Annotated in this window: 18 protein-coding genes; all 18 read left to right on the top strand. The window is 41.8% G+C overall.

Going from position 1 to position 15,148, the window contains the following annotated elements; all coding sequences use genetic code 11:
• Positions 1–336: a translation initiation factor gene (locus tag BLP33_RS23935; protein ID WP_090533932.1), complete on the top strand. Its 336-nt coding sequence runs from the start codon at positions 1–3 to the stop codon at positions 334–336.
• A gap of 431 nt (positions 337–767) precedes the next feature.
• Positions 768–1,601 carry a MotA/TolQ/ExbB proton channel family protein gene (locus BLP33_RS23930; protein WP_090533930.1) on the top strand — a complete coding sequence of 278 codons (834 nt, stop codon included), beginning with the start codon at positions 768–770 and terminating at the stop codon, positions 1,599–1,601.
• Between the two features lie 87 nt (positions 1,602–1,688).
• Positions 1,689–2,312: an ExbD/TolR family protein gene (locus BLP33_RS23925; RefSeq protein ID WP_090533928.1), complete on the top strand. Its 624-nt coding sequence runs from the start codon at positions 1,689–1,691 to the stop codon at positions 2,310–2,312.
• Positions 2,313–2,318: 6 nt separating this feature from the next.
• A complete protein-coding gene (locus BLP33_RS23920) occupies positions 2,319–2,864 on the top strand; it encodes an ExbD/TolR family protein (RefSeq protein WP_090533926.1) in 546 nt (181 codons plus the stop codon).
• 40 nt (positions 2,865–2,904) lie between these two features.
• The gene (locus BLP33_RS23915; RefSeq protein ID WP_090533925.1) at positions 2,905–3,735 is read left to right on the top strand and encodes an energy transducer TonB; all 831 of its coding nucleotides are present in this window, start codon (positions 2,905–2,907) and stop codon (positions 3,733–3,735) included.
• A 223-nt stretch (positions 3,736–3,958) separates the two neighbouring features.
• Positions 3,959–4,879, top strand: a complete 921-nt coding sequence (locus BLP33_RS23905) for a PstS family phosphate ABC transporter substrate-binding protein (RefSeq protein ID WP_090533923.1) — start codon at positions 3,959–3,961, stop codon at positions 4,877–4,879.
• 17 nt (positions 4,880–4,896) lie between these two features.
• Positions 4,897–6,594, top strand: a complete 1,698-nt coding sequence (locus BLP33_RS23900; protein WP_090533922.1) for a tetratricopeptide repeat protein — start codon at positions 4,897–4,899, stop codon at positions 6,592–6,594.
• A gap of 176 nt (positions 6,595–6,770) precedes the next feature.
• On the top strand, positions 6,771–7,142 hold the full coding sequence (locus BLP33_RS23895; protein WP_090533920.1) for an NADH-quinone oxidoreductase subunit A: 372 nt from the start codon (positions 6,771–6,773) through the stop codon (positions 7,140–7,142).
• Between the two features lie 122 nt (positions 7,143–7,264).
• Positions 7,265–7,807 carry an NADH-quinone oxidoreductase subunit B gene (locus BLP33_RS23890; protein ID WP_090533918.1) on the top strand — a complete coding sequence of 181 codons (543 nt, stop codon included), beginning with the start codon at positions 7,265–7,267 and terminating at the stop codon, positions 7,805–7,807.
• Positions 7,807–8,310, top strand: a complete 504-nt coding sequence (locus BLP33_RS23885) for an NADH-quinone oxidoreductase subunit C (protein WP_090533916.1) — start codon at positions 7,807–7,809, stop codon at positions 8,308–8,310. Before BLP33_RS23890 ends, BLP33_RS23885 begins: the two co-directional genes overlap by 1 nt.
• Before the next feature lie 138 nt (positions 8,311–8,448).
• A complete protein-coding gene (locus BLP33_RS23880; RefSeq protein WP_175490103.1) occupies positions 8,449–9,660 on the top strand; it encodes an NADH-quinone oxidoreductase subunit D in 1,212 nt (403 codons plus the stop codon).
• Positions 9,653–10,177 carry an NADH-quinone oxidoreductase subunit NuoE family protein gene (nuoE, locus tag BLP33_RS23875; protein ID WP_090533912.1) on the top strand — a complete coding sequence of 175 codons (525 nt, stop codon included), beginning with the start codon at positions 9,653–9,655 and terminating at the stop codon, positions 10,175–10,177. The genes BLP33_RS23880 and nuoE overlap by 8 nt, the downstream gene beginning before the upstream one ends.
• Before the next feature lie 3 nt (positions 10,178–10,180).
• Positions 10,181–11,539, top strand: a complete 1,359-nt coding sequence (nuoF, locus tag BLP33_RS23870) for an NADH-quinone oxidoreductase subunit NuoF (RefSeq protein ID WP_090533910.1) — start codon at positions 10,181–10,183, stop codon at positions 11,537–11,539.
• A 115-nt stretch (positions 11,540–11,654) separates the two neighbouring features.
• A complete protein-coding gene (locus BLP33_RS23865; protein ID WP_371328329.1) occupies positions 11,655–12,644 on the top strand; it encodes an NADH-quinone oxidoreductase subunit G in 990 nt (329 codons plus the stop codon).
• Positions 12,644–13,687 (top strand): NADH-quinone oxidoreductase subunit NuoH, encoded by a 1,044-nt coding sequence (nuoH, locus tag BLP33_RS23860; protein ID WP_090533907.1) that lies wholly within the window; start codon positions 12,644–12,646, stop codon positions 13,685–13,687. Before BLP33_RS23865 ends, nuoH begins: the two co-directional genes overlap by 1 nt.
• 4 nt (positions 13,688–13,691) lie before the next feature.
• A complete protein-coding gene (locus tag BLP33_RS23855) occupies positions 13,692–14,189 on the top strand; it encodes a NuoI/complex I 23 kDa subunit family protein (protein ID WP_090533905.1) in 498 nt (165 codons plus the stop codon).
• Positions 14,190–14,246: 57 nt separating this feature from the next.
• Entirely contained in the window at positions 14,247–14,750 is a 504-nt protein-coding gene (locus tag BLP33_RS23850; RefSeq protein ID WP_090533903.1) for an NADH-quinone oxidoreductase subunit J family protein, read from the top strand.
• Positions 14,750–15,079 carry an NADH-quinone oxidoreductase subunit NuoK gene (gene nuoK, locus BLP33_RS23845; protein WP_090533902.1) on the top strand — a complete coding sequence of 110 codons (330 nt, stop codon included), beginning with the start codon at positions 14,750–14,752 and terminating at the stop codon, positions 15,077–15,079. Before BLP33_RS23850 ends, nuoK begins: the two co-directional genes overlap by 1 nt.
• Positions 15,080–15,148: the final 69 nt, after the last annotated feature.

Raw genomic sequence — 15,148 nt, 5'->3', positions numbered from 1 at the left:
ATGGCTAAGAAAAATTTTACAGGCGTAGTTTACTCAACCGACCCTGATTTTCAATACCAGGAAAACGGCGGGGGAGGGGCCGAAACATTGCCGCCACAGCAGCAAAATCTCAAAATATATCTTGACCGTAAAGGAGGCAGCAAACTGGTTACCCGCATTGCCGGGTTTATTAGTGCCGATGCTGACCTGGAAGCTTTGGGAAAAAAGCTAAAATCGAAATGCGGGGTTGGAGGTTCGGTTAAAGATGGCGAAATACTGATCCAGGGCGATTTCCGTGATAAAATACTGGTATTATTACAAACCGACGGGTATAAAGCTAAAAAAGCCGGCGGGTGATCTGAAAAAATAAACAATTATAAACCGGTAGTTTAACAGACTTATTTAAAAGATGCGCTTTTAAACAAAATGTACAACTATCTGTTACAAAGCTTGCATCATAGTTAAAAGGTACAGATACCTTTTATAAACTTAAAAAAAACGGGCTATTTTAGCTTGGTAACACAAATTTTATGTGTTATCACTTGCTATTTTTAAAAAAAATGGTTTTCATTGCATATAATTGTGTTGGTAACACACAATAAAATTGTAATGTTGCGTTTATATTCACCAACAATACACAGAATGATATTCTGTATTAAAAAATTGTAAAGAATAACATAAATGGTTTTTTTAATTCAATAAAATTCTATTTTTGTTATTCCCAACAAACAGCGCATTTTAACTAACTTATAAAATAAACAAAAACAAAAACTAAAAATTCAAAAGTAATGGCAAACGCACCAACAAAACCAACTACTCCTGTTAAGAAAGAAAGCTCAAGTGCATCTGGCATGTTTGCTTCTTTAACCATTCCAATCTGTCTTATTGTTACAACCTGTATCTTTATATTCATTTTAGGCGATCCAAGCCACTTTAAAGGTGGTGATGTTAACGCTTACCCAACAGACATTTTCGGCACAGTTCACAGTGGTGGTGTTATCGTACCGGTGATCATGGGTTTCTTATTAATGGTTATCGTTTTCTCTATCGAGCGTTTCATCGTTATCAGCAAAGCTTCAGGTACTGGTAGTGTTGATAGCTTCGTAAGGAAAATCCAATCTCTTTTAAATGCCGGTAACATTGCAGGTGCTTCTGCAGAGTGCGACAAACAAAAAGGTTCTGTTGCTAACGTTATCAAATCAGCACTGAAAAAATATGGCGAAATGGAAGCTGAACCAAACCTTGACGTTGACCAAAAAACTTTAGCTATCCAAAAAGATATTGAAGAAGCTACAGCTTTGGAAATGCCAATGCTTGAGCAAAACTTAACTATCATCGCTACTTTGGTATCTATCGGTACATTAACTGGTCTGTTAGGTACGGTTGTGGGTATGATCAAAGCGTTCTCTTCATTAGCAACTGCCGGTGTACCTAACCAGGTTGAATTATCGGCTCACATTTCTGAAGCCTTGATCAACACTGCATTTGGTATCAGTACTTCAGCTATTTCAATTGTTATGTACAACGTATTTACATCAAAAATTGATAAGTTGACTTACGCTATTGACGAAACCGGATTTAGCATTGTACAAACATTTGCTTCATCTCACAAAAACAAATAAGAATATATTAGTGCTATGCCTCATGCACAATAAGTTAGGGGCAAGATAGTTAATACTGAAACACTATATATTTTTAAGAAATTTAACATGGCAAGGATAAAAGTTCCAAGAAAGAGCACCGCAATTGACATGACCGCTATGTGCGACGTGGCGTTTCTGCTGCTTACTTTCTTCATCATGACCGCAAAAGTAAAAACCGAGGATCCGGTACCTATTGATATACCAAAGTCTTCAATCCAGCAGCCAGTGCCTGAGTCTGATTTTGCTACAGTATCTGTAGGTGATCAAAAAGCTTTCTTTGGTGTTGAAGGTGTTGATATCCGTAAGGAAACTTTGAACCAGATGGGTTCAATATATCATATGACCTTTACCCCTGAAGAACAAACAAGGTTTTCTTCTATCAATTCATTTGGCGTACCAATGAACCAGTTGAAACAGTTTATCGCTTTATCTGCTGATCAGCAAAAGAAATATGCACAGCCGGGTATCCCGAGAGACTCTGTTTCGGCAGAGCTTACCAACTGGATTCGCCAGGCCCGTATAGCTACCAAAGCCTTACATAACAAGGAACTTCGTTTAGCTATTAAAGGTGATAGCAAAGAGGAATATCCGGTTATAAAGGATGTTATCGGTATTTTGCAAAAGCAAAAAGTTAACAAGTTTAGTTTAATTACGGATTTGGGCAGCGCCGGTGGTGCTCCAAAAAAATAAAAGACCATGGCAGAATTAGATACCTCCGGGGGAGGCAAACATAAAGGCGGTAAGGTTCGCAGTAAGAAGCAATCAACCCGTGTAGATTTAACCGCGATGGTTGACCTGGCTTTCTTGTTGATCACCTTCTTCATCATGACCACTACACTCGCTAAACCAAAAGCGATGGACTTGGCCATGCCTGATAAGGATGAAAAAACAAAAGATCAGATGGATATTGCCGCTTCTCGTTCGATGACCATTTTATTGGGAAGCGACGATAAATTGGAGTGGTACATCGGCGAGCCGGGAAAATCAGCGCCCACAATTGACAATTTTGGCCCTAACGGGTTACGTAAAACGTTAATTGAAAAAAGCAAAGAAGTACAGCAAAAAACAGGCAAATACATGTTTGTTGTGATTAAACCAAGCGATAAATCAAAATATAAAAATATGGTTAGCACGCTTGATGAGATCAATATCGCCAATATCCAAAGCTATGGTATCGTTGATATTTCAGCACCGGAGATTGAGTTGCTTAAAAAAGACGGCTTGTACAACGATAATAAATAATATTAAATAACGTTATAAACTTCCATTAAAGCCTTAACAGATGTTAGGATCAAAATTAGACATACTAAAGCAGGAATGGATCGACGTTGTTTTTAGTAATCGTAATAAAGCCTATGGCGCTTACGAGCTAAGGAAAGAGAATTCAAAAAACACCAGCAGGTCGTTGATCATTGCTATTGTGGTTTTTGTATTTATAGTTTCTTTGCCAACTATCATCAACAAGATCAAAGGTCTTATCCCAGCGAAAGACGAAAAAGTGAAGATAACAGACGTGGTTCTGTTGCCTCCGCCACCGGTTGACCAAACCAAAAAACCACCCCCGCCGCCACCTGAACCGCCAAAACCAAAGGTAGACCAGGTACGTTTCCCTCCTCCGGTTGTAAAACCAGATAACGAGGTTAAGGAGAAAGATCCACCAACAGTAAAAGAGCTTGCTGTTGCTGATCCTGGTCAAAAAGACCAAAAAGGTGATCCTAACGCCGACATTAGAATTGATGAGCCGGTAGGTAACTCAGACGTTAAGCAGGTTGTGGAAGCCGATCCTAACCAGATCTTTACTTCTGTTGAGCAAGTTCCTGAATTTGCCGGCGGTTTGGAGAAATTTGGTCAGTATTTGAGCAAAAATATCAGGTATCCGGCCGTAGCCCGCGAAAACAATACACAAGGACGTGTAATTTGTACATTCGTTGTGGAAAAGGATGGTTCTTTAACCGATATAAAGGTTGTAAGAGGCATCGGTAGTGGCTGCGACGAAGAAGCAGTTCGTGTATTGAAAAATTCACCAAAATGGAAACCGGGTATACAAAACGGTCGTCCGGTTCGTGTACAATACAGTGTTCCAATCAGCTTTACTTTAGCATCTGAAGAATAAGTAATGCCATTTAATTACAATAAAGAGCAAAAATCGCCCAAAAGGCGGTTTTTGCTTATTTTAGGAACTGCTGCATTTATTTGCTTTGTGGTTTTAGGTCTCATGATCATGTTTTGGGACGCGCTCCCGCTGCAACTGCAACATTATCAACGTTTACTTTTCGGTGCGTTTATTATAGGATATGCGATTTTGAGGTTTTCGAGATTGTTTAAGAAGGATCAGTATGAAGATTAAATTAGGGGTTGTATATGTATTGGTTTTAATTGTTTTAATAGCCGGTTTACAGGCTTGTAAGCAAAAACAAGTAAAATCCGTACCAACCGACAGCTTCAACGCCGGAAGAGCAACTTTCGTAGCCGATGAATCTTTTTCGCCTATAGTAGCACAGGAAGAATATGTTTACAGAAGCCGGTACCCCAACGCCGACCCGGTATTTATTTATAAAACAGAAAACCAGGCTGTAAATATGTTGTTAAACGACAGTGTTAGGCTTGCGGTATTATCGCGCACGCTTGATACCGCGGAGCGTAATATAATAACGCGCCGTACGTTGAGTGTTGAGGTAGTACCTTTTGCGGTTGATGCAATTACATTAATAGTTAATAAGTCATCAAATGATACCGCTATTACTGTCGCTCAATTAAAAAAGGAGCTTAAAGGCCAGGGGAACGGAAATAAAACTATAGTTTTTGATAATCCGAACTCAAGTTTGGTAAGGTATTTGAAGGACTTCTCTGGTAATAAGGAGTTTAAGCAAAAGAATATATACGCGCTTAAATCAAATATCGAAGTTATTAAGTATGTAAGCGAACATCCTGACGCATTAGGCATTATAGGCTTTAGCTGGATTAATAACCCGGAAAAAGAGTATGCGGATTATGTTGAAAAAGTGAAAGTTGTAGGGGTTAGAGATGAAGGAAACAAACAGTATCCTAATGAATATTTTAAACCTTCGCAAGAATCACTTGTCTTAAAACAGTATCCCTTGAGCAGGAGTTTATATTTGATCAATTGCTCAAGTAAGAATGGTTTGGCAACGGGATTTGTTACGTTCCTGGCCAGTGATGTGGGGCAACGGATAATACTGAAATCGGGTTTACTGCCTGATTCAATTCCCCCGAGAGAGATAATTTTAAAAAAGTAAACTATAACTAAATAAAGATGAAAATGATCAGTAAAATAGCTAAGGCTTCATTAGGACTGGTATTTTTAGGTTCATCATCAGTTTTTGCGCAAAGTCTTGCCGACGCCAAAAAAGCTATTGACGCCGAACAATATCAGAAAGCAGAGTCGATGCTCAAAACGCTTACTACTACTCAGCCAACCAAAGATGAGAATTTCTTTTATCTGGGTTGGGTGTACATTAAACAGGACTATGCTGATTCGGCGAAAGTCGTTTTCAATAAAGGTATTGCTGCAAATCCAAAATCAGCATTAAATTATGCCGGTTTAGGTGCTGTTGCCCGTTTGGATAAGGATAATTCCGGAGCAACAACCAACTTTAATCAGGCTGTAGCTTTGGCAGGTAAGGACGCAAAACCTTACACGTATGTAGGTTTATCATATTTGCTGCCTACTACAACCGATAAAAAAGTTGCGCCCGCTGATGCAGATGCTGCTATTGCAGTACTGACTAAAGGAAAAGCTATTAATGCGAAAGATGTTGATTTGCTTATCGCTTTAGGTGATGCTTACCGCTCTGTGTTAAAAAGTAACGAAGCGTACTCAAACTATTCTGACGCTTCTACGCTTGATCCTAAAAACCCGGCTGCTAAGGTTGCAACTGGTGTATTGTATAAATTTGCTAATAACTTTGATGGCTCTGAGCAGCAATTTAAAGACGCATTGGCTATCAACGCCAACTATGGCCCTGCTTACCGCGAGTGGGCTGAAACCGACCTGCGCTGGTCATTAACTGACCCCAAAATGGCATCAGCTAAAATTAAAGAAGCTGTTGATCATTACAAACAATACCTGAGCTTAACTGATCAGTCGGTAGAATCTCAAATGCGTTATGCCGACTTCCTGATCCTTGCAGGTGATTATAAAACTTTACAGCAGGTGGCTACTGATTTGTCAAAATCAGCGAGCACCAATGCAAGGGTTTATCGTTATTTGGCTTACGCTGCTTACGAAAACAAAGATTATCAAAACGGTTTAACTGCAATCAATACCTGGTTTCAGAAAGCTGATCCAAAACGCATCATCCCTCGCGATTATTTATACCAGGGCCGTTTGCAGGTTGCCCTTAACCAGGACTCGGTAGGTATACTTACTCTTAAGAAAGCTTTAACACTTGATAGCACTCAAACTGATGTATATGCTGAGATAGCTAAATCATATTTCCGCCAAAAGAAATATGCTCAAGCTGGTGATGCTTACAGGGAAGTTACTCTTAAAGGTGGTCACAGCGTTAAATTAACCGACTATTTTTACGAAGGTATTAGCTATTATTATGGTTACGATACAAAAGCTCCTAACGATTCACTACTTACACGCGCCGACAGTGCATTTAGCTATGTAATTGCCAAAACAGCTACCAGTCCGTTTCCGGATGCATTTTTATATCGTGCACGTGTTAACGACCTAAAAGAAAAAGACCGTAATAACATTTCAGGATACGCGAAGCCATACTACGAAAAGTATATCGAAGTAGTTAATGCAAAGGGTGCCCCTGACGAAAAAACTAAGAAAAGTTTAGCGGAAGCCTACGCTTATCTTGGCACGATTTACCAGTATAAGGAGAAAGACGACGCTAAAGCATCCGAAAACTTTGCTAAAGCGCGCGAACTGGATCCTGCTAACAAAAGTGCCGCAGCTTACTTTCAACACAAAGGTGGCGCTGGAAAAGGCAAATAACATTATAAATTAACAGATATGAAGGGTCTCCTAAAAAGAGGCCCTTTTTTTATTCCGGTTTGAGAAATTGATTAATGACGGCGATTTGTAATCAATATTAACAACGAATTGCAGAAATGATTAACAACCTTATAAATCACACTTTTTTATTATTAAGGCATTAGTATATTTGCAGCATGGAAGCACAAAGTTTACCGGTTAATTATTTACCCATCATATTTCAAATGGTGGTTGCTTTAGGGTTTGTGGTAACAACAATGTTTGTAACGCATAAAATAGGGCCCAAAAGAAAAACAAAAGATAAGCTGACCCCTTTTGAGTCGGGTATTGAGGTGGTGGGTAATGCCCGTACTCCAATCTCCATTAAATATTTCCTGGTAGCCATTTTGTTTGTGCTGTTTGATGTGGAGGTTATTTTTATGTACCCGTGGGCGGTAAATTTCAAGGCTTTAGGTACTACAGGTCTTATTGAAATGTTTATTTTCATGGCGACACTTCTGCTGGGTTTTATCTACGTAATAAAAAAGGGAGCTCTAGACTGGGATTAAGTTTAGATTGATTCTAAATATATCCCCTCTATACCGTAGTGTACTTTTTACATCGTTATTATTGTAAATTTGCTGCTATTATCCACATTTAGTGGTGATGGTTTTTCTATCAATTTAGTTCAATGAGTGATATTCAATTAGTTGATGCCCCTGCCGGAGTTGAAGGCGCCGGGTTTTTTGCTACCTCGCTTGATAAAGTAATAGGCATAGCACGCTCAAATTCATTATGGCCTTTGCCGTTTGCCACTTCATGTTGCGGTATTGAGTTTATGGCCACCATGGCATCTCATTATGATCTTTCGCGTTTTGGTGCCGAGCGTTTAAGCTTTTCACCCCGCCAGGCCGATTTATTAATGGTTATGGGTACTATAGCCAAGAAAATGGCTCCTGTACTGCGCCAGGTATACCTGCAAATGGCCGAGCCACGTTGGGTAATGGCTGTTGGCGCCTGCGCTTCAAGCGGTGGTATATTTGATACTTACTCCGTTTTGCAAGGTATTGACGAGGTTATCCCGGTTGACGTTTACGTACCTGGTTGCCCGCCGAGGCCAGAGGCTATTATAGATGGTTTTATGAATATTCAGGAGCTGGTAAAAACGGAATCCCTGCGCCGCAGGAGCGAGCCTAAATACCAGGAGTTATTAGCTAAATACGGAATTCAATAATGGCTAAGATACCTAACGAAGAGCTTATTAAAGCTATAGCCGATAAATTTGATACTTCAGTAACGGTTGTTGGTGAGCCGTATGAACTGCTTACCGTTGAAACTGGCCGTGAAACAATCATCGATCTGCTTACTTTCCTGAAAACGGATCCGGCCCTTAAATTCATTTTCCTGACAGATATTACAGGTATTCATTACCCTGAACAGGAAAAGCCGATAGGCGTTATTTATCACCTGCATAGCCTCACTACTAATACCCGTATCAGGATCAAGGTATTTTTGGCTGATGCTGATGTGCATATCCCAACTGCTACGGTGCTTTGGGATGGTGCAAACTGGATGGAACGCGAAACTTATGACCTTTTCGGGGTGCTATTTGACGGTCACCCGGATTTGCGCAGGATTTTGAACGTAGATGATATGACCGCTTTCCCAATGCGTAAGGAGTTTCCGCTGGAAGATCCTAACCGTGTTGACAAGAAGGATTTCTATTTTGGAAGATAATACATAGATGGAAACAAGAAATTGAGACATAAGAAACAAGAAATAGGAAAGTAAGAAAGGGGGAGGAAGTTTCCCGTCTTGACTCTTTATTTCTTGATTCTTGACTCTAAAAATTCCTGACTCTAATTAATAATACTGATGCAAAATCATCCTGTATATACAGATAACGATCCGCAAAGCGAGCTATCAACCCTTAACCTGGGGCCAACTCACCCTGCTACCCACGGGGTGTTTCAAAATGTGCTCCAGCTTGATGGCGAACGCATCGTTAGCGGTGTATCAACCATTGGTTATATACACCGCGCATTTGAAAAAATTGCCGAGCACAGGCCTTTTTACCAGATAACCCCGCTTACCGACCGTTTAAACTATTGCTCATCGCCTATCAATAACATGGGCTGGCATATGACAGTTGAAAAGTTGTTAAATATCCAAACTCCAAAGCGCGTTGATTACCTGCGCGTAATTGTGATGGAGCTTGCCCGTATAGCCGATCATATCATTTGTAACGGTGTATTGGGTGTGGATACCGGCGCGTTTACAGGCTTCCTGTACATGATGGAGCACCGTGAGGCTATTTATGAAATATATGAAGAAGTTTGCGGATCGCGCCTTACAACAAATATTGGCCGTATCGGTGGTTTTGAGCGTAACTTCAACAGCCGTGCGTTCGATAAGCTGCGCGCATTTTTAAAGAACTTCCCTAAAACCCTTAAAGAGTTTGAAAGCCTGTTTAACCGTAACAGGATCTTTGTTGACCGTACCAGGGACGTAGCTGCTGTTAGCGCGGAAACTGCTTTGAGCTACAGCTGGACCGGGCCGCTTTTACGTGCTGCCGGTGTTGATTACGACGTAAGGGCTATGAACCCATATTCATCGTACGAAGACTTTGAATTTGAAGTTCCGGTAGGCGACAATGGTGATGTTTACAGCCGTTTTTTGGTTCGCAACGAAGAAATGTGGCAAAGCTTAAGGATCATTGAACAGGCTTTAGCCAAACTTGATAAAGAACCAAGCGATATTTTCCACGCTGATGTACCTGAATTTTACCTGCCTCCAAAAGAGGAAGTATATAATAACATGGAAGCTTTGATCTATCACTTTAAAATTGTGATGGGCGAAATTCCAACCCCCAAAACTGAAGTTTATCATTCGGTTGAGGGAGCTAACGGCGAGCTGGGATTTTACCTGGTTAATGATGGTGGCCGTTCACCGTACCGTTTGCATTTCCGCAGGCCAAGCTTCATCAATTACCAGATGTATGCGCCAATGAGCCGCGGTATGTTATTATCAGATGCTATTATTAACATGAGTAGTTTAAACGTTATAGCCGGAGAGTTAGATGCTTAGAGTTGACGAAGCTCAGGAACCGGTTGAATTTTCGCCGGCACTGATCAGCAAATTTGATGAAATAGTTAGCCGTTATCCGCAGGGGAAGCAAAAATCGGGCTTACTGCCGATCCTTCACCTGGTACAGGCCGAATTTGGCTGGGTTAGCGCGCCCGCGATGGATAAGGTTGCCGAATATTTAAGCATCCTGCCTATTGAGGTATACGAGGTTGCTACATTTTATACCATGTACTTTTTACGCCCACAAGGCAAGTACGTGCTGGAAGTTTGCCGCACAAGCGGTTGCTGCCTGGTAGGTGCCGAAAAGATCATGGATCATATAGAGGAAACCCTTGGTGTAAAAGAAGGTGAAGTTACTCCCGACGGCTTATTCAGCTGGAGAGGGGTAGAGTGCCTTGCCGCCTGTGGTTTTGGCCCCGTATTGCAAATTGGCCCTGAATATACTTTTTATGAAAACCTGACCAACGAGTCGGTAGATAAATTGATCAGTGATTTAAAAGCGAAAGCTAAGAATTAAGTTATGGGACGGAAATTACTTTTAGAACATATAAACGTACCCGGCATCAACACATTTGATGTTTACCGTTCAAAAGGTGGCTATGCTTCTGTGGAGAAAGCATTGAAAACCATGTCGCCTGAGGCGATTGTTGAAGAGGTTAAAAAATCGGGCTTACGCGGTCGTGGCGGTGCGGGTTTCCCTACCGGTATGAAATGGAGCTTTTTGGCTAAGCCCGAAGGCGTTGCGCGTTACCTGGTTTGTAATGGTGACGAATCGGAACCTGGTACTTTTAAAGACCGCTACCTGATGACTTATATCCCTCACTTGCTGATTGAGGGCATGATTGTATCAAGTTTTGCGCTTGGTGCTAATACATCATACATCTACCTGCGCGGCGAAATGATGCCGCAGGTAAGGATCCTGGAAAGAGCTATCGCTGAAGCAAAAGCAAAAGGTTTCTTAGGAAAAAACATCTTAGGTACCGGTTACGATCTTGAGCTTTACGTTCAGCCAGGCGGTGGCGCTTATATCTGCGGTGAAGAAACCGCTTTATTGGAATCATTGGAAGGTAAACGTGGTAACCCGCGCATCAAACCTCCGTTCCCGGCTATTGCAGGTCTATACGGTTGCCCTACAGTGGTAAACAACGTTGAATCTATAGCGGCAGTTGTACCTATCATTAACGAAGGAGGCGACGAATATGCTAAAATAGGTATCGGTCGTAGTACAGGTACCAAATTGATCTCTGCAGGTGGTAACCTGAAAAAACCAGGGGTTTATGAAATTGAACTCGGTGTACCTGTTGAAGAATTTATTTATTCTGATGAGTATTGCGGTGGTATCGCCAACGGCAAACGCTTGAAAGCAGTTGTTGCAGGTGGTTCATCAGTGCCGATTTTACCGGCTAACCTGATCCTGAAAACTATCAATAACGAAGCCCGTTTGATGAGCTATGAGTCATTGTCAGATGGTGGCTTCGTAAGTGGTACTATGTTGGGTTCGGGTGGTTTCATCGCTTATGATGAGGATGCCTGTATTGTACGTAATACCTGGAACTTTGCCCGTTTTTATCATCACGAAAGCTGCGGACAATGTTCGCCTTGCCGTGAAGGTACCGGCTGGATGGAAAAAGTATTACATCGCCTCGAGTATGGTCATGGCAAAATGAGCGACATGGACCTGCTGGTAGATGTATCTAAAAAAATAGAAGGAAATACCATTTGTCCGCTGGGTGACGCGGCAGCATGGCCTGTGGCCAGTGCTATTCGCCATTTCAGGGATGAGTTTGAATGGCACGTAACTAATGCGAGCGAAGCAACTTCAACAAACTATGGTTTAGCGCATTATGCTGATCCGCTGAAGGTTGTAGAGACTGCGTAACCCCTCTAAATCTCCCCGATGGGGAGACTTAAAAAAGAATGAAACCCTATTAAGCCCTCCCCAAAGGGGAGGGTTGGGTGGGGTGATTTATAAACGACGTTATTATTAAATGTCAATGAAAGTAACAATAGACGGAATAACCGTTGATGTAGAACCCGGAACAAGCATCCTGAACGCCGCAAGGCAAATAGGAGGTGATATTGTTCCGCCTGCAATGTGCTATTACTCTAAGCTACAGGGTAGCGGCGGTAAATGCCGTACCTGTTTGGTTAAGGTTACCAAAGGATCAGAAAAAGATCCGCGCCCTATGCCTAAACTGGTGGCTTCATGCCGTACCGGTGTTATGGATGGGATGGAGGTACAAAATATTACTTCGCCGGAGGTTATTGAAGCCCGTAAAGGCGTGGTAGAAATGCTGCTGATCAATCACCCGCTTGATTGCCCTGTTTGCGACCAGGCCGGCGAATGCCACTTGCAGGATCTGGGCTTTGAGCATGGAGCAGCTAAAACGCGCTATGAATTTGACCGCCGTACATTTGAAAAGATAGACATAGGTGACAAAATTCAGCTGCACATGACCCGTTGCATCCTTTGCTACCGTTGTGTGTTTACTGCCGATCAGATCACCAATACCCGTTTACATGGCATCCTGAACAGGGGCGATCATTCTGAAATTTCCACTTACATCAGCAAGGCTGTTGATAACGATTTTTCGGGTAACATGATTGACGTATGTCCGGTAGGTGCTTTAACTGATAAAACTTTCCGCTTTAAAAACCGTGTTTGGTTTACCAAGCCTGTTGAAGCACACCGCGATTGCGATAAATGCTGCGGTAAAGTAACGCTTTGGTACAAAGGCGAAGATGTGATCAGGGTAACCGGTCGTAAGGACGTTTATGGTGAGGTTGAAGAGTTTATCTGCAATACCTGCCGATTCGATAAAAAGAAAACTGCCGATTGGGTTATTGAAGGCCCACGTAAAGTATCTCACCACTCTGTGATCAGCGCTAACCATTACGAGTTTACACCGCTGCCGGTTGTTAAAACCAACCCGGTACTGATGGAAGCTAATAAAGAACAATTTGAAAGGGAGACCCGCTTATAATGGAAACTACCGATTTAATATTCAGGATCGTACTGATCGTTGTGATTTTCGCTATCAGCCTGGTTGTGGCTATGTATTCAACCTATGCCGAACGTAAAGTTGCTGCATTTTTCCAGGACAGGATAGGCCCTAACCGTGCAGGTCCATGGGGTATTTTACAGCCCCTTGCCGATGGCGGTAAGATGTTTTTGAAAGAAGAGATCATCCCTACCAATGCAACTGGTTTTCTGTTCATTGTTGGCCCTTCGCTGGCTATTTTAACTGCTTGTATTGGTTCGGCTGTTATTCCATGGGGATCAGCTATTCAAATTGGCGGTCGTACTTTTGATTTACAGGTTACCGATATCAACGTAGGTGTACTTTACATTTTTGGCGTAGTATCATTAGGTGTTTATGGCATCATGATTGGTGGCTGGGCATCAAACAATAAATATTCGTTATTAGGTGCCATCCGCGCTGCATCTCAAAATATCAGCTATGAAATTTCAATGGGTTTATCCATCATAGCGTTGCTGATGCTTACCGGTACATTAAGCCTTAAAGAAATTGCCGAACAACAACATGGTTTTGCCTGGAACGTTTGGAGACAACCACTTGGTTTTATCCTTTTCCTGGTTTGTGCTTTTGCCGAAACCAACCGCTCACCATTCGATTTACCTGAGTGCGAAACCGAGCTTGTAGGTGGTTATCATACCGAATACTCATCAATGAAATTAGGTTTTTACCTGTTTGCTGAGTATATCAACATGTTCATATCATCGGCGGTAATGGCTACTTTATATTGGGGTGGTTATAACTATCCAGGTATGGATTGGGTTGCCGCTCATGCCGGCCCTACTATAGCGCCTATTATTGGTGTTGTTGTATTATTTGGTAAGATCTTCTTCTCTATCTTCTTCTTCATGTGGGTACGGTGGACAATCCCGCGTTTCCGTTATGATCAGTTGATGGACCTTGGCTGGAAAATATTAATACCATTGGCTATTGCCAACATTGTGCTTACAGGCGTAGGCAGTACATTACTTACACACTTTGGATATTAATCAAATGGAATCATTAAGCAATAAACGAAAAGTACTGGAAGTTAAGCCACTCAATTTTTTAGAGCGTGCTTATCTGCCGGCCATTGTGGGCGGTTTATCCACTACAATGAAACACTTTTTCAAAAAGCCGGTAACCATCAGCTATCCTGAAGAAAAGCGTGAGTTTTCAGAGAATTTCCGCGGCATGCATTCGCTTAAACGTGATGAGGATGGCAGGGAACGTTGCACAGCCTGCGGCCTTTGCGCATTATCGTGCCCGGCAGAAGCTATTACCATGACAGCAGCCGAACGTCAGAAAGGCGAGGAGCACCTGTACCGCGAAGAGAAATACGCTGCTGTTTATGAAATCAACATGCTGCGCTGCATTTTTTGCGGTTTATGTGAAGAGGCCTGCCCTAAGGAAGCTATTTATCTTGACGGTGATATTGTACCTGCCGACTATTTAAGGAAGGATTTTATTTACGGTAAAGACAAATTAGTAGAAGCACCCTTAAATCAATAAAGAAGTTTTATACCTTTGCCCTGCCTAAAAGGGTAAAGGTATTTTGTAAATAAAAACATGAGTACATTTTACTTCATCGCATTTTTGTCCATATTCTTTTCGATATTGGTAATCTCGGCCAAAAATCCGGTACATAGTATCCTTTATCTGATCCTTACTTTTTTTACTTTCACCATTCACTACATTTTGCTTAACGCTCAATTTTTGGCGATAGTAAACTTCATCGTGTACATGGGCGCTATATTGGTATTGTTCCTGTATACGCTGATGCTCATCAACCTTAACAAGGAGTCGGAACCTGTAAAGCCTTTCATGGTTAAAATAGCCGGTGTTTTTGGCGGCGGCATCTTGGCTGTAGCTGTTGCATCTTCACTTAAACTGATGGGCGCATCAAACCCGGTATTGTTACAAAACCCTGATCTGGGCCTTGTAAAAAACTTAGGTAAAGTATTGTTCAACGAATTTTTATTGCCATTTGAAGTATCATCCGTATTGCTTTTATCAGCGATGGTAGGCGCGGTATTATTGGCCACTAAAGAAAAAGAACCTAAAGCAGCATAATGGAAAGTTTAACAAATACTATGCACGCCGTGCCGCTTAATCATTACATACTGTTAAGCACAATCATTTTTGCTATAGGCGTAATGGGCGTATTGATCCGCCGTAATGCAATCGTGATCTTCATGTCGGTTGAGTTGATGCTTAATTCGGTTAACCTGCTGCTTACCGCGTTTTCGGTATACAGGGGTGATGCAACCGGGCAGGTGTTCGTGTTTTTTATCATGGCGTTGGCCGCTGCCGAAGTTGCAGTTGGTTTGGCTATTATCGTGATGATCTATCGTAACACAAACTCAATTGATATCAACGTACTGAACAGGTTGAAGTGGTAATAGTTATTTCGGATTTCGAAGTTTCGATTTCGGAATTGTAATAGCTGATTAGTAATAAAACAAACGTTG

The organism is Mucilaginibacter sp. NFR10, from assembly GCF_900100445.1.
GTDB lineage: Bacteria > Bacteroidota > Bacteroidia > Sphingobacteriales > Sphingobacteriaceae > Mucilaginibacter > Mucilaginibacter rubeus.
This window is presented reverse-complemented; position numbering and strand designations above follow the sequence as displayed.

Coding starts and splice junctions, on each gene's coding strand:
- nuoF (WP_090533910.1), top strand. CDS start 10,181: ATGGGACGGAAATTACTTTTAGAACATATAAACGTACCCGGCATCAAC.
- nuoK (WP_090533902.1), top strand. CDS start 14,750: ATGGAAAGTTTAACAAATACTATGCACGCCGTGCCGCTTAATCATTAC.
- BLP33_RS23880 (WP_175490103.1), top strand. CDS start 8,449: ATGCAAAATCATCCTGTATATACAGATAACGATCCGCAAAGCGAGCTA.
- BLP33_RS23865 (WP_371328329.1), top strand. CDS start 11,655: ATGAAAGTAACAATAGACGGAATAACCGTTGATGTAGAACCCGGAACA.
- BLP33_RS23935 (WP_090533932.1), top strand. CDS start 1: ATGGCTAAGAAAAATTTTACAGGCGTAGTTTACTCAACCGACCCTGAT.
- BLP33_RS23930 (WP_090533930.1), top strand. CDS start 768: ATGGCAAACGCACCAACAAAACCAACTACTCCTGTTAAGAAAGAAAGC.
- BLP33_RS23855 (WP_090533905.1), top strand. CDS start 13,692: ATGGAATCATTAAGCAATAAACGAAAAGTACTGGAAGTTAAGCCACTC.
- BLP33_RS23920 (WP_090533926.1), top strand. CDS start 2,319: ATGGCAGAATTAGATACCTCCGGGGGAGGCAAACATAAAGGCGGTAAG.
- BLP33_RS23900 (WP_090533922.1), top strand. CDS start 4,897: ATGAAAATGATCAGTAAAATAGCTAAGGCTTCATTAGGACTGGTATTT.
- nuoE (WP_090533912.1), top strand. CDS start 9,653: ATGCTTAGAGTTGACGAAGCTCAGGAACCGGTTGAATTTTCGCCGGCA.
- BLP33_RS23885 (WP_090533916.1), top strand. CDS start 7,807: ATGGCTAAGATACCTAACGAAGAGCTTATTAAAGCTATAGCCGATAAA.
- BLP33_RS23890 (WP_090533918.1), top strand. CDS start 7,265: ATGAGTGATATTCAATTAGTTGATGCCCCTGCCGGAGTTGAAGGCGCC.
- nuoH (WP_090533907.1), top strand. CDS start 12,644: ATGGAAACTACCGATTTAATATTCAGGATCGTACTGATCGTTGTGATT.
- BLP33_RS23850 (WP_090533903.1), top strand. CDS start 14,247: ATGAGTACATTTTACTTCATCGCATTTTTGTCCATATTCTTTTCGATA.
- BLP33_RS23915 (WP_090533925.1), top strand. CDS start 2,905: ATGTTAGGATCAAAATTAGACATACTAAAGCAGGAATGGATCGACGTT.
- BLP33_RS23895 (WP_090533920.1), top strand. CDS start 6,771: ATGGAAGCACAAAGTTTACCGGTTAATTATTTACCCATCATATTTCAA.
- BLP33_RS23905 (WP_090533923.1), top strand. CDS start 3,959: ATGAAGATTAAATTAGGGGTTGTATATGTATTGGTTTTAATTGTTTTA.
- BLP33_RS23925 (WP_090533928.1), top strand. CDS start 1,689: ATGGCAAGGATAAAAGTTCCAAGAAAGAGCACCGCAATTGACATGACC.